This is a genomic window from Providencia sp. PROV130 (assembly GCF_028482225.1).
Lineage (GTDB): Bacteria > Pseudomonadota > Gammaproteobacteria > Enterobacterales > Enterobacteriaceae > Providencia > Providencia rettgeri.
Genome location: NZ_JAMPQC010000001.1, coordinates 173605 through 193061, shown reverse-complemented (window position 1 = coordinate 193061; position 19457 = coordinate 173605). Strand labels below are relative to the sequence as shown.

The window sequence follows — 19457 nt, the reverse complement described above, 5'->3', positions numbered from 1 at the left end:
ATCATGTGGCTAATTTGGTACGTCAATAGCATAGATAAGGAGATTAATAGTGGATGACAAATATTACACGGTAGAAGAATACTCAAAGCTACTGAACTTATCAAAAGGCACTATCTATAGAAAGCCATCGAAATACTATATGTTTAAAGTTGGTGGCTCATGGCGTGCAAACAAGGAAAGCCTGAAAAAGTTTGAACAGGCGCAGTTTAACGATAATAATATCTATCGGCTGGCTGTAGTCGGTAGTGGGAGAAAAACATGCCGATCTACAAAAGAGGCAAGAAGTACTGGGTTGACGTTACAGCACCAAGCGGAGAAAGAATTAGAAAACCTGCTGGCACGGAGGATAAAGTCAAAGCCCAAGAGTATCATGACAAGTTAAAACATGACCTATGGCAGATGGAGAAGCTAGATAAAACGCCAGATAGGTCATTTGAAGAAATGATGTTACTCACTTTAAAAGACGCTGAAGGGCAATCAACATACCAAACGAAACTTGCCTATGCGGATTACTTTCAGCAAATATTTAGGGGTAGAAAAATATCGACTATAACGAGCGATGAAATAGCCAACTCATTACCACTGTATAACCCAAAGACAAAGAGGAAGCTATCCAACGCAACGCAAAATAGATATCGCTCGTTTATTATGCGTGCTTTCTCTTTGGCTCACAAGATGGGATGGATATTAAAGTCATCGTACATCCCAAGAATGAAGGAGCCAACGGTTAGGGTTCGATGGTTAGAGAAGTGGGAGGCTGAACTACTACTGTCTAACATCAAAGTTAAGTGGATGAAAGATTTTGTGTCAATCGCCATTCTTACTGGAATGCGCAAAAGCGAGATATTATCGCTTAAGTGGAAGAGCGTGGACTTAGACAGAAGAGTTGCACATGTAACGGCTGATAATGCAAAGTCAGGGAGAGCCAGACCAGTACCGCTAAATGATGTGGCCATTGAAATTCTAAATGGAATTGAAAAAGATGGTGACTATGTTTTTTCAAACGACGGGAAACGAAGAAGTTGTCACTATCGTGAATGCTACTATCAAGCTTTAGCTGATTCTGGCATAACTGATTTCACTTTTCACGACCTCAGACATACATGGGCAAGTTGGCACGCACAAAGTGGAACTCCACTCATGGTACTTAAAGAAATGGGAGGATGGGAGACATTAGAAATGGTTCAGAAATACGCACACTTTAGTGGTCAACATTTAACCAAATATAGTGAGCACGTCACAATTTCGACACAGTCGAAGAATGAAGCCAGTCAAAAGCCACATCTAACACTTTTAACTGGCTGATGTACAACGATTAATTTTACACATCCAAAATTCCAAATCACTTCAACTTTAGATTACGAGTCAGAAGCCGCCATTATGGAGAATATGCCATTAATTACTCAAGGAAGAACCGTCATTAGCATTGCTCATCGGCTAAATACGATTATGCACGCTGATAGGATATGTGTGATTTGCCAAGGAGAAGTACACGAGATGGATACCCACGAAAACTTACTCAAATCAAATGGTTTATACGCCAATTTATGGCACCAGCAGACACAATAATACGAATAAAAAAGCATCACGCTTATAGCAAGTGGTGCTTTTTTACCAAAAGCGCTCATTTTACAATCAATTAAACCCAATCATCATTGATGAAGCTATAGCACAAGGGGATTAGCTAGGGTATCATGGCGCGCTGAATTACTGGCACACCCTTTTAGCAGTTATAGACATGGCAAAAGAACAAACGGATCGAACGACACTAGATTTGTTCGCTGAGGAACGAAGGCCTGGGCGACCTAAAACAAGCCCGCTATCACGGGATGAACAACTGAGGATCAACAAACGCAACCAACTGAAACGAGATAAAGTGAAGGGATTGCGCAGAGTTGAATTGAAACTGAACGAAGACGCTGTCGCGGTATTGAATCAGTTAGCTGAAGATAAAAATATAAGCCGTAGTGAATTGATCGAAGAAATTTTGATGTCACAACTTGAACATGTTGATACATCAATACTCAAGTAACGTTATCTTGATAAATCACACAAATTTGACAGACTTAGCAACATTTTTTCGCCAAAATAAGGCGTAATATTCTATCTATTTTCGTTCTAAACGGGCTATAGAAGGCGAATTTTCACCTCTAGCTCTCTTAGAAAAACAAGAGGTTAATCACTTTATGGCAGTCATAGGCATTTTCTTCGGAAGTGACACAGGTAACACAGAAAATATTGCCAAAATGATCCAAGAAAGATTAGGCAAAGATGTAGCAGAAGTTCACGATATCGCGAAATGCAGCAAAGAAGATATTGAAGCTTTTGACATTCTACTTCTTGGTATTCCAACTTGGTATTATGGTGAAGCCCAATGTGACTGGGATGATTTCTTCCCTACTCTCGAAGAGATTGATTTCGAAGGTAAACTTGTCGCCTTATTTGGTTGTGGAGACCAAGAAGACTACGCTGAATATTTCTGTGATGCTATGGGTACGATCCGCGATATTATCGAACCACGTGGTGCTGTTATTGTTGGTCATTGGCCAACAGAAGGTTATCACTTTGAAGTATCCAAAGGCATGGCAGATGACAACCATTTTATTGGTTTAGCTATTGATGAAGATCGTCAACCTGAGCTAACTGATGAACGTGTTGATGCATGGGTAAAACAAATCTCTGAAGAAATGTCTTTAGCTGAAATTTTAGGCTGATAGACTGCATAAAGAATCCTTACCCATAGATTACACCACTGTCTTACACAAAATGAACCCCCTAAGCCAGTGGCGTAGTCTAAAATAACCGATAAGGTATCCTAATAGGATAGGTTCTCAAGAGATTATCAAAATAATGAGACAATGCATGGTTTCTATTTTTATTTTCCATGCCTATAATTGTAAATCAGTTTAGAAGACAACTGTATTGATGTTAAAAATGTCTCATTATTGTTAAATTTATGATTTAAGATACAGGACAAACCCGCATGACAGACAACAATAAAGCATTGAAAAATGCTGGACTCAAAGTCACTCTTCCAAGATTAAAAATTTTGGAAGTACTTCAAGAGCCTGAGTGCCACCACGTCAGTGCGGAAGATCTCTATAAAAAGCTGATCGATATGGGTGAAGAGATCGGGTTAGCAACTGTATACCGCGTGTTAAACCAGTTTGATGATGCCGGTATCGTAACCCGTCACAACTTCGAGGGTGGTAAATCTGTATTCGAACTAACTCAGCAACATCACCATGACCATTTAATCTGTTTAGATTGTGGAAAAGTGATTGAGTTTACTGATGAATCCATTGAAACCCGCCAAAAGAATATCGCTGCTCGCCATGGCATTAAACTATCTAACCATAGTTTATATCTATATGGTCATTGCGCAGATGGTGATTGCCGTGACAATGCTGACGCACACGAAGCAAAAGAGTAATAGTATTCAACCATCGTCGATGAAACGTCATGGTTAAAAATGCCAAAACCCTGATAATACAATTTTATCAGGGTTTTTTATTTTAAGTATTGATATTAGCTTTTTTTACTCGATGAGTGATAATTGCTAGTAAATAACTTAAACACTATTATTTATCACTGTATTTTAGCAATAATGCAATATTTTTATAAAAACTATAATAGTTGCAATTCAAATTAAAACCCTTATATTATTTCAGAGATAAATATATTCCGTTATCTAGAATAATACTTTACATATCAAAGTGGTATATAAATAACATCATAGATGATTCCAAACACTTCATACTATTTAAAATTATTTAATTACCTTACTATAATTTCAACTCCAAATTAGAGAGTTAATGATCCAAATGTAGTCATAACGTTAAATCATCATTTAAATGCGTAATTACATTTATTGACTAAACTAATTGAGTACTTGAGTAATTTGTAAGAGATTAACTGATGAAAAAAACCTATCTTTTTCTCAATACAAGTTTTTTCTTCTGGTTTCTTACTTTAATAGGGTGGTTTTTTAGCTATTCGTCTATCACCTTATTTTCGTTTGTATTATCAATACTGTTCTTGATCGTATACTTCAATCAAAAAAAGGTAAGTAAAATGTTCACCAAAAGACAAAACAAGCCCACGCCTACAGCGACGTCCCCTTCTATAAGTAATGAGCCTGAAGTGACTACAAAAATAGAAGAACAAATAACACTGTCAACTCCGACTATTAGTGAAGAAAAATCGAATACGATTATCTCTAGGGACGTTATTTTTGAAGGAAATATTACGTCTAATGAGCAAGTGCATATCTATGGGAAAGTCATTGGAAATATAACAGGAAAAGAAAATACGGTTAAAGTTATGTTAAACGGCCAAGTTACGGGAAATATCACCTGCAAAGAACTGGTGGTTAATGGTCGTATTGAAGGTGAATGCTTATCTGATACTATTTGTATTGAAAATAATGGGGAAATCCACGGTACTATCCATTACAGTAGTTTATCAATTAAAAAAGGGGGGATTTTATCTGGCCAAGCACAAGTTAAAAACCCACCCCATCAATCAGAAAAAGTTACCGTATTAAAAGATAAATTAAAACAAGATACCCTTATACTCAATGAAAGTGTAAATAACGTATCCTTGTAATAAAAAAACAAAATAAGGTAAATAAATTCACCTTGTTTTTAACTCTTAATATAAGTGTTTATTCTTGTCTTAATATTCCATTCAATATTAAAAATATATGATAAGCCTTTAGCTATCAGGGCAAATGACTGCTATAGTTTCTTTATAGCAGCCATTGCTACTAAAGGATTTTACTAATTAGAATACCGTGAATGGCATCATCACCATAAATTTAATATCTTTTTCATCTTGGAAGATATTTCCGTAACCACCGCCATAGCTCGGAATATCTGTATGGTTATCATACTTGGTAAAATGCAATTTAAATAATGTATCTTTTGCTCGACCTGACTGTACGGTATATAAAATATCAAAGTTCCATGCGCTTTCTTTTAAGCGTACATCCTGAGCATATTGGCTATTGGTACTTGGTTTAGCATCCCATCCATAAATATATGAGGTTCCAACCTTCCATCCAGCTAAGTCCCAATTTTTTAAATCATACATGACACCGGCCATAACGGCTTTTTCATTATTAGCATTCCAATCCGAACGGCCATCCCACCAAATGTCCATACGACCATTTGATGTTGCCCAACCGGGGGTCATCCGCTGTAGGAAATAACCTTGGTTACCTTTGGCTTTTACATAGGTTCCTTCTAATTTAAAATCAAATTCATCGTAAGTGTAGCCGAGTGTCATCGCTTGCAGCCAAGCTAAACCGTCATAAACATCGTTAACTCCCCCCCCTGAAACCTTATCTTTTGCACCATAAAATTGATAAGACATACGTAAGTCACGGTCAACAACAGGAACTGCATAGGAAACCTTGGCAAAATATTGATCCATATAGCTTTTAGCTTGCCCATATGCCCCTTCTAAGACTAAATTGTTTTTAAAGTCATATTTAAAGCCAATTGAGTGTAAATAACTGATCCCAGTTTCACCATCCGCTTCACGGAAGTCATACATGCTACGGTACCAAGGTGCTTTATAGCGGTCGGTCCACATATAGGACATACTGAGTTCACCATTTTGCTCAAAATCAAACACCCCGCCTACCTCTAACCCGCGATATGTACCCGGCATATAGCTCCAGTGGGATGCGAGTAAAGTTTGCCCCGTAGGCTGAATATAGCCACCTCTCCCCCAAAAAGGGCCATATTTCAATTTTGCAGCAGCCTTATAAAAAGTCACACCACTACGATCTCCAGTCCATTTTTCATCCCAACGTGATTTCGCATCACTAAAGCCGATTTCATTGGGTGCAGCTGGGCCACTATTTGATAACTCAATAGCGGTAAAACCCGCTAAATCTAGCCCGATGATGTCCTGAAAATAACCGGATGAGAAATCGAGACTGGCATTAAACGTTGAGTGTTTAAGATTATCCGCATACTTTTTATATTTATCACTATTTGGGTCTAAATCTTTACGTGAACGATCGCGTTGCCAGTAATAAAGGCCACCAGTTAGTTTTGAATCTTCAAGAAATTGCTCTGCATGCATGATTGGCTGGTAGCCGATAGGAAGCATCGCAATCGCAATTTTTAAGACGAGCAATTTCCTGCCAGTATTGACATTTTTATTAACCATTCTTGTATTCCTCTAATATTTTTTAATTTTATTTTTCGGCCGAAATACGATTTAACTTTCCATTTAAATCTAAATATTCACAATGAGTTATACCTCTTGCGATGTATTTAGCCTATTTTTTGCAACGCGAATTATCAACACAGAAACAGGCTTTGTTGCCAAAATATGATCAACGGCACATTAATTTTAATTAACTGTCATTATCACCGATGATGACCTTGCTAAAAATAAAAAGTAATTGATTGATAAATATAAAGAATATGTATGGAATACATATAAAGAAGTGTTTAAGATAAAATCAATAAATTAACCAATTGTTCCTTAATTTCGTCTATTTTGCAGGAATTCGCTAAGTTCTATCACCACATTGACCTAATTGCCTTAAAATAGATCAGATTGCTGAGTCAAATAATTAGGATAAATGTTGTTATGCTGAAAAATAACATACACAGCTATAAAATTTATCAACAAATAATCAAATAAAATGTACAGCATTAATAAGAAAAGCACCGCATTATCATTTGCTATTATGAATTCTCCTTTTCAATATAAAGAGTTCGTAAATGAAAATAGACTTAACAGGCAAACGCGCATTAGTCAGTGCATCAACAGCTGGAATTGGTTATGCAATTGCTAAAGGCCTCGCGAATTGTGGCGCAGAAGTTTTGATTAATGGCCGTAACGATATACGCGTTAATGATGCCGTTTCTCGCTTGAAAAAAGAATTACCCAACGCCAAAGTATTTCCTGCTATCGCAGATGTCAGTGATTCTGAAAGCGTTGATAAACTACTTAGCGAAATTGGTGAAATTGATATTTTAGTTAATAACGCAGGTATCTATGGGCCAGAAGATTTCTATACAATGGATGATGCAAGCTGGGATAATTACTGGCAAACAAATGTGATGTCCGCTGTGCGTTTATCCAGAGCCCTTCTCCCTGCAATGGTGAAAAAAGGTTGGGGTCGAGTAGTCTTTATCTCATCGGAATCGGCGCGTAATATCCCTGCGGATATGATCCACTATGGCGTGACTAAAACAGCAATGCTCTCCCTTTCTCGGGGGCTCGCTAAATCTGTTGCGGGCACAGGTGTTACTGTAAACAGTGTCTTGCCAGGACCAACACTGTCTGACGGTTTTGCCAATATGATGGAGGATGAAGCCGCGAGAACTGGGAAGTCGATTGAAACCCTAGCAAAAGAGTTTGTAATGGCCCACCGCCCAAGCTCTGTAATCCAACGTACAGCGACTGTCGAAGAAGTCGCGAATATGGTAGTTTATACCTGCTCTAAACAAGCCTCAGCGACTTCCGGTGCAGCCTTACGTGTTGATGGTGGCGTTATCGATGACATTGTGTAATTCGAGCATTCAATAATATTGCCTTATTGTCACAGCAAAACTAACGGGGTACAGGCTACTGCACCCCGCTGTATGAAATAAATACTCGTTTTGATAATTAATATTTTTCGAATAATGCCTGAATTTGCTGAGGATCTTTAGTCTGAGTTAAGGCTAATTGCAGCAATACGCGCGCTTTTTGCGGATTTAACCTTTCTGAAGCAACAAAACCATATAAGTTATCATCCACTTCGGCATTTCTTGTCGTATACCCTGTTGGTACACGGCTTGAGCGAACGACAACCACGTCTTCTTTCGCTGCTTTTGCTAAAGCGTCAAAGACAGTCTTATACATATTACCGTTACCCACACCCGCGCTTACAATTCCTTCAACCCCTTCTTCTCTCAAGGCTTTCACAGGAGCTGCTGATGCATTGGCATAGTTATAAACGATACCTACCGCAGGGAGCTTTTCGAGCTTACTGACGTCGAATGCCGCTTTGTCACTACGAGGTTGCGCTGCTTGGAAATAAGTAACTTTACCATCATGAATAAAGCCTTCTGCCCCACTATTAACGGCATCAAACGCTTGTACTTCAGTGGTGCTCATTTTCATCACATTACGGCCTTGCACGACTTTATCGTTCATTGCCATCAAAACACCGCGCTCTCCAGCAGACTTATCCGTCGCTAAAACGACTGCATTATACAGGTTCAAAGGACCGTCAGCGCCTAAAGCCGTTGACGGTCGCATTGCACCAACCAAGACAATGGGCTTTTTACATTGCGTGGTTAAATCAAGGAAGAATGCCGTTTCTTCTAAAGTATCAGTACCGTGAGTGATTACAAAACCATCTGTTTTATCACAGTCTTGGTTAATTTTTTTCGCCAGTGCCAGCCAAACTTGGTCATTCATATCTTGCGAACCAATATTCACCAATTGCTCACCGCTTAAATTAGCGATTTTTTTGGTTTCTGGCACCGCATTAATTAAAGCATCAATCCCTACTTTACCCGCTTGGTAACTGGAGGATGTGGCTGAATCACCACCACCTGCTATCGTTCCCCCCGTCGCCAATACCGTAATATTCGGTTGAGCGATAGCGGATACGGCAAACAGTGAAACCAATGTCGCCAAAAGCGCTTTATTTCTGTTTTTCATCCTATTTTCCTTTCATTAATAAACTTCGGTTATTATGTGGAATTGTGCTGAATTTTATGTGACCTATACAATTATTTTAGGATAAATAATGAATTTTAAGATGATTTATCTATGAATGAATAAAAAGCGTGAGGCTTGCAGCAAAAATCCGTATCATAGCCCGTTTGAAACACTCTATTCACAAGTGACTGACAATGAGCCAAACTTTTATTCCCGGCAAAGATGCCGCTCTTGAAGATTCCATTGATGCATTTCAAACCAAATTAAAGAAATTAGGGTTTGATATTGAAGAAGCCTCTTGGTTAAACCCTGTACCTAACGTTTGGTCTGTACATATCCGCGATAAAGCGTGCCCACTTTGCTTTACTAATGGTAAAGGGGCGAGCAAGAAAGCTGCATTAGCCTCAGCGCTTGGTGAGTATTTTGAGCGTTTATCAACGAATTACTTCTTTGCGGATTTCTACCTAGGTAAATCTATTGCTGAAGGGGATTTTGTCCACTACCCTAATGAAAAATGGTTCCCATTAACCGAAGATGATAGCTTACCTGAAGGGTTATTAGACAATCGTTTGATTAAGTTTTATGACCCCGACAACGCCTTAGCCGCAAGCCAATTAATTGACTTGCAATCTGGCAATGAAGAACGCGGTATTTGTGCACTGCCATTTACCCGTCAATCAGACAACCAAACCGTATATATTCCAATGAATATTGTTGGCAACCTCTATGTTTCTAACGGAATGTCTGCGGGCAATACAGCCAACGAAGCTCGTGTACAAGGCCTTTCCGAAGTCTTTGAACGCTTTGTAAAAAATAAAATCATTGCTGAAAGTATTAGCCTACCGGCTATCCCTGCAGACGTCATGGCACGCTACCCTGCGGTAGTTGAAGCGGTTGAAACCTTAGAAAAAGAAGGTTTTCCAATTTTCTGTTATGACGCATCACTCGGTGGCCAATACCCTGTAATTTGTGTGGTGTTGTTTAACCCACAAAATGGGACTTGCTTTGCCTCATTTGGTGCTCACCCTGACTTTGGTGTTGCCCTTGAGCGTACCGTCACGGAATTACTGCAAGGTCGTGGCTTAAAAGACCTCGATGTGTTTAATGCACCGACCTTTGATGACGAAGAAGTGGCAGAGCACACGAATCTTGAAACTCACTTTATTGATTCAAGCGGTTTAATTAGCTGGGATCTGTTTAAAGATGATGCCGATTATGCCTTTGCAGATTGGAACTTTAAAGGTACAACCCAAGAAGAGTTTGCAACACTTATCAGTATTTTCAATACATTAGATGCTGAAGTCTATATTGCAGATTATAACCACTTGGGTGTCTATGCTTGCCGTATTTTAGTCCCGGGAATGTCTGATATTTACCCAGTTGAAGACTTACATATCGCCAATAACGCGATGGGCGCTTATTTACGTGACACCATTATCAACCTACCTGATAGCCAATGGGAAAAACAAGACTATCTTGCCCTTATCGAGCAATTAGATGACGACGGTTTAGATGATTTTATCCGTGTTCGTGAATTACTTGGTTTGGCAGTAGGTAAAGACAATGGGTGGAGTAACCTGCGTATTGGTGAGTTAAAATCCATGCTGGCACTAGCTGGCGGTGATCTTGAACAAGCACTTGCTTGGGTTGAATGGACACAAGACTTCAATAGCTCAGTATTTACTGCCGAGCGTGCAAATTATTATCGTTGCTTGCAAACCCTGTTGTTGTTATCTCAAGAAGAAGAACGTGCCCCTGCGCAATACTACAACGCATTTGTGCGTATGTATGGGCAAGAGGCAGTAGATGCTGCATCAGCCGCTATCGCTGGGGAATCATGCTTCTATGGCTTGTGGTCTATCGACGAAGAACTTAAAGCACTTCCTGCGCATCAAGCCTTGCTGGCAGCTTATGAAAAGCTGCAAAAAGCAAAGCGTGATAATGCATAATGTGAATTAAATCGTTGACGGGGAACTTGCCCCGTCAACATTTTTACATTTATTGGTTTATATTAATTATAAATCCAATGACCGTTTCCATAATAAGAAATCAAACTGTTCTAGGCGATCCGCTTGGACCTGATAGTCACCGCTTGCCGTATCAATTACCCGTTCAAATAGCCCTTTACTGATTGTCGGTAATGGAACCCCATCAATAATTGGCCCGCAATCATAATCAATTATGTCTGATAGACGCTCAGCAATGGCACTATTCGTCGATATTTTTAAAACAGGTACAATCGGGTTCCCTGTAGGAGTGCCAAGCCCTGTTGAGAAAATAACCACATTACACCCTGCAGCAACAAGTCCTGTGACTGCATCAACATCATTACCTGGCGTACAAACTAAGGATAACCCACTGTCAGGCATAGGCTCTGCATAGTCACACACTGCACTAATCGGTGAAGTTCCGCCTTTTTTAGCCGCTCCAGTCGATTTAATCGCATCGGTTATTAGCCCGTCTGCAATATTGCCGGGGCTTGGGTTATCGGCAATGGTAGTATTAAAGAAATTCGCTGTTTTTTCATAACGTTCCATCAAATCTAAGAATTTTTTCTTATCCTCAAAAGAGACACACCGTTTCACCATATCCCCTTCTGCACCACACAATTCAGGGAATTCAGCTAACCCTGATGCGCCCCCCAAAGTCACTAGCCAATCAGAAACTAGCCCCATCGCAGGGTTACCCGAGATCCCTGAAAAACCGTCAGAAGCGCCACATTTCACACCGAGTTTTAAATGAGACAACGGAACATCCACACGAGATTGCGGTATGACGGCCTTCATGAACTCATAGGTTTGCTTCAACGCTGTTTGCATCATTTCTTCTTCGCTACTCCACTCTTGCTGGCGAAAGTAAAGTGCAGGTTTAGCAAAATTGAGGTTACGAGCAGCAAGTGACTCTTTAAACATTTTACGCTGTGCTTTCTCACAGCCCAAACTGAATACCGTAATACCGATGACATTAGGGTGGTCCGCATAAGCAGCAAGCACATCACACATCGTTTTACTGTCAGAGGTCGCTCCACCACAACCACTCGTGACCGTAATACAACGGACACCTTCTATATGTGGGAATAATTTAGGTTTTACAGTTCCCCCTTGCTCCCCTGCGGTTAAATCCAACGCAAAGTTTTTCAAACTATTGTTGGTATAACCTAATGCTTCATTTAAGGCATCTGTAAGTTTTATTACATTGCGGTTTTCACAAAATACCAATGGAAAAATTAACCAGTAATTTGCGGTTCCCACTCGCCCATCCTCACGTACATAGCCTTTAAATGTGCGTCCTTGATATGTAGATACATCAGGTGCATTCCACTCGTACGGTGCGTCTTGTTCTAAAGAAACTGGGGCTGCATAGTGGCGAATATTATCGACTGTGATAACTTCACCTTTTGCAATTGGCTTTGTTGCTTTTCCTACTGCTGTGCCATACATAGAAACAATGCCATCAACGGGTATCGCTTCCATGGCAAATTTATGCTTTGCTTTAACATCAGTCACGAGGGTCACGTCTTCACTTCCCCAGTGATAAATATCCCCTGCTTGCAGGTCTTTTAAGGCAACAATTAGGTTGTCGCTCTCATCAATTTTGAGAATTTTTTGCATGTCACACCTTCCTAAAAATTGTCATTAGTTAGATGACAATGCGTTGAGATTCTTGTTATGTGTGTTTTTTTTAAGTAATGCGATTAAGACGGCACAACCTACTGTGATCACCGCTAATGTCACGATACCCGCAGTATTGCTATTCATCATTTTATCGACTTCCACGCGAATGATTGGTGCGAGGAATGAACAAAATGCCCCCATGGTGGTACAGAAACCAATTCCTGCTGCTAGTGCAGGGCCGCTTAATAACTGAGGAGGAAACGTCCAAAACACGGGTTGAACGGATAAAAAACCAACAGCACTTAAACATAATGCTGCAATAGCAAAAACAGGGCTAGCAAATGCTGACAATGCCAAACCTAATGCTGCGGCTAACATACACAGTACTGAAATTTCGATGCGACGAGTTGGATGGCGGTCAGCAAAGCGAGGAATGTAATACACTCCGAATGCAGAACAAGCCCAAGGTATGGCAGCAACTAAGGATTGTTTAAAGCCTAAACTTTCTCCCATTAAGGACGCAACTTGGGAAGGCAGAAAGAACATCAAACCGTATACTGAAATTTGAATCGTGCCGTAAATCAGTGCAAGGTGCCAAACTTTGATATTTTTTAGTGCAGATAATACCGATGTGGTTTCAGTTTTTGCATTTTCTTTGGCTAATTGCTCAGTTAGCGCTTTTTTCTCTTCTTCGGTTAAAAAACGGGCTTTTTCAGGGCTATCATCCAAATAAAAGAAAGCAAAAATACCAATCACAACGGCAGGAAGTCCTTCAATGACAAACATCCAGAACCAACCCGGCCGACCTAACCAGCCATGCAATTCCAGTAACGCACCTGATAATGGCGAGCCCAATGTCAATGCCAAAGGTACACCTAGAACAAAGATCCCAATTACAGACCCACGTACATTATTGGGAAAATAAATTGAGGCTAGTAATAGAATTCCTGGATAAAAACCAGCTTCCCCAAGTCCCAACAAGAAACGCAAAACAATAAATTGCGTTTCATTGGTGACAAAACCGGTCATTGCCGACAGAACGCCCCAAATTACCGTGGTAATACTCAGCCACTTTTGTGCACCAATTTTGTTTAAAATTAAGTTAGCGGGAATACCAAATAATGCATATGCCGCAAAGAAAATACCGGCACCAAAAGCAAACGCAGAATCAGATAAACCAATGTCGACTTGCATTGCATCTTTCGCAAACCCCACATTGACTCGGTCAATAAATGCAACAAAATACAAAATAAACATCAGGGGTACTAAACGTTTCCACGATTTGGCTATCGCAGAATTTAAAACAGGATTGTTATAAGCTTTAGTGGTCGCCATGATATTTTTCCCTGTTGGTAAGATGTTCTATTGTGTTTGATTTAGGAAAGGTCAGAGCGGTGAATCAGCAAGGGTTAACAACTGCTGAAGTTGCTCAATCTGTATATTGTTCAACCCAATAAATGGTGCTGTACAATAGTCTGAATTAACCACACCTTTTAGCTGCAACGCTTTCTTAAAGGTTGGGATAAATGGTGCATTGACACCATATATAGCCATCAATTGGTCTACTCGTTGCTGGTGTTTTGCCACTAATGCTAAATCACCTTGGGTAAACGCCTGCATCCACGATGCAAAAAATTGCGGCACAATATTTGAAAGCCCACCAATGCACCCATTTCCCCCCGATAACACCACATGAGCAAAGTTATTATCGTAACCTGCGTATACCTCAAAATGGGGCAAGCGTGATTTCACCGTTTCAATCACCTGGGCGGTATGAGTCGTGTCAGGAATGGTATCTTTCAATCCGATGATATTGGGATATTTATCCGCTAAACGCAGGCAAACATCCGGGGAGACAGAATAACCTGTTCGTTCAGGAAAGTTATAAATGAAAATGTTAGCAGATGTTTTTGCTGCTATCGTACTGTAAAAACGGAAAACACCTTCATCATCTAGCGGGAAATAATATGGGCTAATGATCATCACCCCATCGATTCCTTTTTCATATGCATAGTTAGCCAATTCAATCGATTCTTCCACATCAAGGCGGCTTGCCCCTGCATAAACACGCATTTCCTCCTTGGGATAACGACCACATAGGTCGATTAGTGTTTTTGAGCTCTGCATATTGAGCGCAAAAAACTCCCCCGTGCTTCCCATAGCGACAAAACCGGAAACTTTGCCCTTCAATGAGTCATAAACACGTATATTTTGTTCTATATCCACTCGACCTTTGTCATCAAAGATGGTCACTACTGGAGTGATATAACGACTTTCCATACTGATAATCTCCTCATAAACTTTTTGTTCATATATACAAACTTCATTCATAAATAAAAACCAATAACAAGAAATCATGAATCATTGATTGAGTCAAATTCATCCAATTCATATAAAAATTTTATGTAATGATTTGATTAAAAAGGTATTTGAAGGGATTAAATGGCCATAAAGCTAACTAAAGAATACTTTTTTATTACTAAATTTTGAGCAAGGTCACGCCTTTTGGATGACTTCACCCATTATTAAGAATGACCAATTTGAGATTAAACGTATTCCTGAGATGATTTACATAGTGATATTTTAAACCTAGAATAGCGACAAAATTAATCAGGGAGGTGGTTTAATGTCTACGGGGCACATGCCGACAATTCGGGTATTAGAAATACTGCAAGTTTTATCGGCTGAAAATACTGGGCTTTCTTTGACGCAACTTTCTGATAAAACACAAATATTAAAAGGGACGATTTATCCTATCTTAAAAACATTGGTTGAACATCGATATATTAATTACGATGATAATAGCCAGTTATATTATTTAGGTATCGCCTGCTCGCTTCTTTCCCGCTCATTTTTCGAAAAATCCTATTGGCTAAAAATGGTTCATCGGGAAATGGTACATATTGTTGATGAATGCAATGAAGTGTGCCAAATGGGGATTTTAGACGGTGCTAATGTGTTATACATTGATAAAGTTCAATCGGCGCAAAAGGTCCAATTAATCTCTAATATCGGCACTCGTTTGCCTGCGATTTACTCAGCACTGGGTAAAGCCATGATTTTTAACTACAGTGACCAGCAAATTTCCGAGCTTTATCCTTCGGGTTTTACGCCATTAACCCAATACAGTGTGCAAACGTTAGCTGAACTGCGCCTGCAGCTTAACGCGGTTCGCGAAAAGAGTTATGCAGTTGATAATAAAGAAATTGATGAAGAAACCATTTGTTATGCTGTCTCATTACGACAACGCAATAACATCATTGCAGCAATCAGTGTGTCTATCCCAACCTTCCGCATCGATGAACCCAAAGTGAACCAAGTCATCAAAACGCTCTTAACAAGCCGAGAACGTATTGAGCAAGAACTAAACACTCTTGAAAATATTGAATTTTATACCTAGTTACAACGTTAAAAGCTGATTATCTTATTAAGATATATCACTTTAATTCATCGATTAATTTATATTAATCTTTTATTATTTGCATAATTGTTAGATAAATATTGCAAAAATACGGTTTGGCTAAGGAATATATATCGGAACCCCCCCTGATTAACTAGGGCATTATGCAAACATAAGTTAAATTATATGCCAAAGAGATCATATTCATCTTAAATAGTTAACATTTACGCGTATATTTTTACTTATTTTGCTGGCCAAAACTGACTTTATAAAAATTTTATATAAATTTTAAAAAATATTTAATCCTTATTTATCAGTTAGATACATAGAGATTTAACATTAAATTAACCAATTTCACCACTCTCTCTAGAGAGTTCATGATCCATATCAAATTTATCAATTCTTCCCTTTGTTACTATTATTGCGTGCTATAATTAATCAACTTTGTAAGAGAGTGTTGGTATGAAAGCTGACAACCCTTTTAATTTATTGCCACCAGCTGTAATGGCGCAAGTCGCAGATGATGCCTCTGTTTATAAGGCAAATAAACATCCTGCAATTACTTACTTGTCAGCATTCACTGCCGGTATTTTTATCTCTATCGCATTTGTATTCTATATCACGGCAACAACCGGGGCAGCTGAAGCGCCTTATGGTTTCACTAAACTTATTGGCGGGATTTGTTTCTCCTTAGGTCTGATGTTAGTGGTTGTATGTGGTGCAGACCTTTTCACCTCCACCGTACTCACTATCGTCTCAAAAGCCACAGGTAGAATCACTTGGGGGCAAATGTTCCTCAACTGGTTTAATGTCTATATTGGTAACTTAATTGGTGCGCTGTTCTTTGTTGCACTGATTTGGTTTGCAGGACAATACACCGCAGCCAATGGCCAATGGGGATTAAATGTCTTACAAACCACCAGCCATAAATTACACCATACCTTTATTGAAGCGGTTGCATTAGGAATTTTAGCAAACTTAATGGTTTGCCTTGCGGTTTGGATGAGTTACTCCGGCCGTAGTTTAACTGATAAACTGGTCGTTCTAGTGTTACCTGTCGCGATGTTTGTGGCGAGCGGTTTTGAGCATAGTATTGCAAACATGTTCATGATCCCATTAGGCATTATGATTAAAGAGTTTGCACCCGCTGAATATTGGTCTCAAATAAATATGTCTCCTGATCAATTTTCACACCTAACAGTCGGTAACTTTATTACAGATAACTTAATTCCAGTTACTATCGGAAATATTATTGGCGGCGCGATTTTAGTCGGCCTCATTTATTGGTTTATGCATTTACGTAGTGGCCAAAAACATTAATAGCCACTGACACACACGAAAAGATTTATTAAGATCCCTAAAAGATCCATTGTTAAAAGGTAAAAGTATCATGTCCGAGTTAAATGAAAAATTCGCTTTAGCATGGCAAGGTTTTAACCAAGGTGACTGGCAGAATAACGTCAACGTACGTGACTTCATCCAGAAAAACTACACTCCATATGAAGGTGATGAATCTTTCTTAGCAGGCTCTACTCCAGCAACTGACACGTTGTGGGATAAAGTCATGGAAGGGATCAAAATCGAAAACCGCACTCATGCGCCAGTTGATTTTGACACAGATGTCGCTTCAACCATCACTTCCCATGATGCAGGTTACATTACTAAAGAATTAGAAAAAATCGTTGGTTTACAAACTGATGCACCTCTGAAACGTGGTCTTATCCCGTTCGGTGGTATCAAAATGGTTGAAGGCTCATGCAAAGCTTACGACCGTACTTTAGACCCTGAAATCAAAAAAATCTTCACTGAATACCGTAAAACTCACAACCAAGGTGTTTTCGACGTTTACACGCCAGACATCTTAAAATGCCGTAAATCAGGTATCTTAACGGGTCTACCTGATGCATATGGTCGTGGTCGTATCATCGGTGACTACCGTCGTGTTGCACTGTACGGTATTGATTTCCTGATGAAAGACAAATTTAACCAATTCACCTCTTTGCAAGAAAGATTAGAAAAAGGTGAAGACTTACAAATGACTATCCAACTGCGCGAAGAAATTGCTGAACAGCACCGTGCATTGGGTCAAATGAAAGAAATGGCTGCAAAATACGGTTACGATATTTCTGCTCCAGCAACAAACGCACAAGAAGCAGTACAGTGGACTTACTTCGGTTACTTAGCCGCTGTTAAATCACAAAACGGTGCTGCAATGTCATTTGGTCGTGTTTCTACCTTCTTAGACGTGTATATCCAACGTGACTTAGAAGCAGGTAAAATCACCGAACAACAAGCGCAAGAATTAATTGACCACTTAGTCATGAAACTGCGTATGGTACGTTTCTTACGTACTCCTGAATACGATGAGCTGTTCTCTGGTGACCCAATCTGGGCAACTGAGTCATTAGCAGGTATGGGCCTTGATGGTCGTACTCTGGTAACGAAAAGCACATTCCGTTTCCTGAACACACTGTATACCATGGGCCCATCTCCTGAGCCAAACATGACTATCCTGTGGTCAGAAAAACTGCCAATGAATTTCAAAAAATTCGCGGCTAAAGTGTCTATCGATACCTCATCAGTTCAGTATGAAAATGATGACCTGATGCGCCCAGACTTCGATAACGATGACTACGCAATCGCATGTTGCGTCAGCCCAATGATTGTTGGTAAACAAATGCAGTTCTTCGGTGCTCGCGCAAACTTAGCGAAAACCATGCTGTATACCATCAACGGTGGTGTTGATGAAAAACTGAAAATGCAAGTAGGTCCTAAACATGCACCAATCATGGATGAAGTCTTAGATTTCGATACTGTGATGAACCAAATGGACCACTTCATGGATTGGTTAGCAACTCAGTATGTCACAGCACTGAACTGCATCCACTTCATGCACGATAAATACAGCTATGAAGCTTCACTGATGGCGTTACATGACCGTGATGTATATCGCACCATGGCTTGTGGTATCGCGGGTCTATCTGTTGCTGCTGACTCACTGTCTGCAATCAAATATGCGAAAGTTAAACCAATTCGTGACGAAGACGGTATTGCTATCGACTTCGAAATCGAAGGTGAATACCCTCAATTTGGTAACAACGACTCTCGTGTAGATGATATCGCGTGTGACTTAGTTGAACGTTTCATGAAGAAAATTCAGAAACTGCCTACTTACCGTAACGCGGTACCAACTCAGTCAATCCTGACCATCACATCTAACGTTGTGTATGGTAAGAAAACAGGTAACACACCAGATGGTCGTCGTGCAGGTGCACCATTCGGACCAGGTGCAAACCCAATGCACGGTCGTGACCAAAAAGGTGCGGTAGCTTCGCTGACTTCTGTTGCTAAACTGCCATTTGCTTACGCGAAAGATGGTATTTCTTATACTTTCTCTATCGTACCAAATGCGTTAGGTAAAGATGATGACGTTCGTAAAACTAACTTAGCCGGTCTGATGGATGGTTACTTCCACCACGAAGCGTCTATCGAAGGCGGCCAGCACTTAAACGTTAACGTTATGAATCGTGAAATGCTGTTAGATGCAATGGAAAACCCAGAGAAATATCCACAGCTGACTATTCGTGTATCGGGATATGCTGTACGTTTCAACTCACTGACTAAAGAACAACAGCAAGACGTTATTACTCGTACTTTCACAAGCACAATGTAATAATTAGCTTATTAAAATAAAGTAAATTAAAGACCCCGCTTTATGGGGTCTTTTTATCTATACCAGCAACGATATTTTTTCTCTAAAG

The 19457-nt window shown here is 39.7% G+C and carries 15 protein-coding genes and 1 pseudogene; 11 read left to right on the top strand and 5 right to left on the bottom strand.

Annotation, left to right across the window (positions count from 1 at the left end; all coding sequences use genetic code 11):
* Positions 1-258: 258 nt before the first annotated feature.
* The 6 genes and pseudogenes from PSF28_RS00850 to PSF28_RS00825 all read left to right on the top strand — a co-directional run bounded on the left by PSF28_RS00850 (position 259) and on the right by PSF28_RS00825 (position 4608).
* Positions 259-1305 carry a tyrosine-type recombinase/integrase gene (locus tag PSF28_RS00850; RefSeq protein ID WP_272684462.1) on the top strand — a complete coding sequence of 349 codons (1047 nt, stop codon included), beginning with the start codon at positions 259-261 and terminating at the stop codon, positions 1303-1305.
* 33 nt (positions 1306-1338) lie between these two features.
* A pseudogene (locus tag PSF28_RS00845) lies at positions 1339-1569 on the top strand (type I secretion system permease/ATPase); the annotation flags it as partial.
* A gap of 169 nt (positions 1570-1738) precedes the next feature.
* Positions 1739-2032, top strand: a complete 294-nt coding sequence (gene ybfE / locus PSF28_RS00840) for a LexA regulated protein (RefSeq protein WP_004909532.1) — start codon at positions 1739-1741, stop codon at positions 2030-2032.
* Between the two features lie 154 nt (positions 2033-2186).
* Positions 2187-2714, top strand: coding sequence for a flavodoxin FldA (gene fldA / locus PSF28_RS00835; RefSeq protein WP_004256261.1), 528 nt, complete (start codon positions 2187-2189; stop codon positions 2712-2714).
* 269 nt (positions 2715-2983) lie between these two features.
* On the top strand, positions 2984-3433 hold the full coding sequence (gene fur / locus PSF28_RS00830) for a ferric iron uptake transcriptional regulator (RefSeq protein ID WP_004256285.1): 450 nt from the start codon (positions 2984-2986) through the stop codon (positions 3431-3433).
* Between the two features lie 641 nt (positions 3434-4074).
* Positions 4075-4608 carry a bactofilin family protein gene (locus PSF28_RS00825; protein WP_247601756.1) on the top strand — a complete coding sequence of 178 codons (534 nt, stop codon included), beginning with the start codon at positions 4075-4077 and terminating at the stop codon, positions 4606-4608.
* Between the two features lie 177 nt (positions 4609-4785).
* Here PSF28_RS00825 and chiP read toward each other — a convergent pair whose 3' ends face one another.
* Positions 4786-6183, bottom strand: a complete 1398-nt coding sequence (chiP, locus tag PSF28_RS00820) for a chitoporin ChiP (protein ID WP_210840053.1) — start codon at positions 6181-6183, stop codon at positions 4786-4788.
* Positions 6184-6746: 563 nt separating this feature from the next.
* Between chiP and PSF28_RS00815 the strand changes: the two genes are divergently transcribed.
* Positions 6747-7541 carry an SDR family NAD(P)-dependent oxidoreductase gene (locus tag PSF28_RS00815; RefSeq protein WP_210840054.1) on the top strand — a complete coding sequence of 265 codons (795 nt, stop codon included), beginning with the start codon at positions 6747-6749 and terminating at the stop codon, positions 7539-7541.
* A 97-nt stretch (positions 7542-7638) separates the two neighbouring features.
* Here PSF28_RS00815 and ansB read toward each other — a convergent pair whose 3' ends face one another.
* Entirely contained in the window at positions 7639-8682 is a 1044-nt protein-coding gene (gene ansB, locus PSF28_RS00810) for an L-asparaginase 2 (protein ID WP_109911037.1), read from the bottom strand.
* A gap of 194 nt (positions 8683-8876) precedes the next feature.
* Between ansB and ycaO the strand changes: the two genes are divergently transcribed.
* On the top strand, positions 8877-10631 hold the full coding sequence (ycaO, locus tag PSF28_RS00805; protein ID WP_210840055.1) for a 30S ribosomal protein S12 methylthiotransferase accessory factor YcaO: 1755 nt from the start codon (positions 8877-8879) through the stop codon (positions 10629-10631).
* A gap of 66 nt (positions 10632-10697) precedes the next feature.
* On the opposite strand, the gene PSF28_RS00800 is transcribed toward ycaO, so the two are convergent.
* The 3 genes from PSF28_RS00800 to PSF28_RS00790 are packed head-to-tail and all read right to left on the bottom strand — an operon-like array spanning position 10698 to position 14576.
* Positions 10698-12293, bottom strand: coding sequence for a UxaA family hydrolase (locus PSF28_RS00800; RefSeq protein ID WP_272684461.1), 1596 nt, complete (start codon positions 12291-12293; stop codon positions 10698-10700).
* A 24-nt stretch (positions 12294-12317) separates the two neighbouring features.
* On the bottom strand, positions 12318-13631 hold the full coding sequence (locus PSF28_RS00795) for an MFS transporter (protein WP_004909506.1): 1314 nt from the start codon (positions 13629-13631) through the stop codon (positions 12318-12320).
* 51 nt (positions 13632-13682) lie between these two features.
* Positions 13683-14576, bottom strand: a complete 894-nt coding sequence (locus tag PSF28_RS00790; RefSeq protein ID WP_210840057.1) for a dihydrodipicolinate synthase family protein — start codon at positions 14574-14576, stop codon at positions 13683-13685.
* Positions 14577-14922: 346 nt separating this feature from the next.
* On the opposite strand from PSF28_RS00790, the gene PSF28_RS00785 reads away from it, so the two are divergent.
* The 3 genes from PSF28_RS00785 (at position 14923) to pflB (ending at position 19369) form a co-directional block, all read left to right on the top strand.
* Positions 14923-15696: an IclR family transcriptional regulator gene (locus PSF28_RS00785; protein ID WP_210840058.1), complete on the top strand. Its 774-nt coding sequence runs from the start codon at positions 14923-14925 to the stop codon at positions 15694-15696.
* 462 nt (positions 15697-16158) lie between these two features.
* Positions 16159-17016 (top strand): formate transporter FocA, encoded by an 858-nt coding sequence (gene focA / locus PSF28_RS00780; RefSeq protein WP_109911032.1) that lies wholly within the window; start codon positions 16159-16161, stop codon positions 17014-17016.
* A gap of 70 nt (positions 17017-17086) precedes the next feature.
* On the top strand, positions 17087-19369 hold the full coding sequence (pflB, locus tag PSF28_RS00775) for a formate C-acetyltransferase (RefSeq protein WP_210836824.1): 2283 nt from the start codon (positions 17087-17089) through the stop codon (positions 19367-19369).
* Positions 19370-19457: the final 88 nt, after the last annotated feature.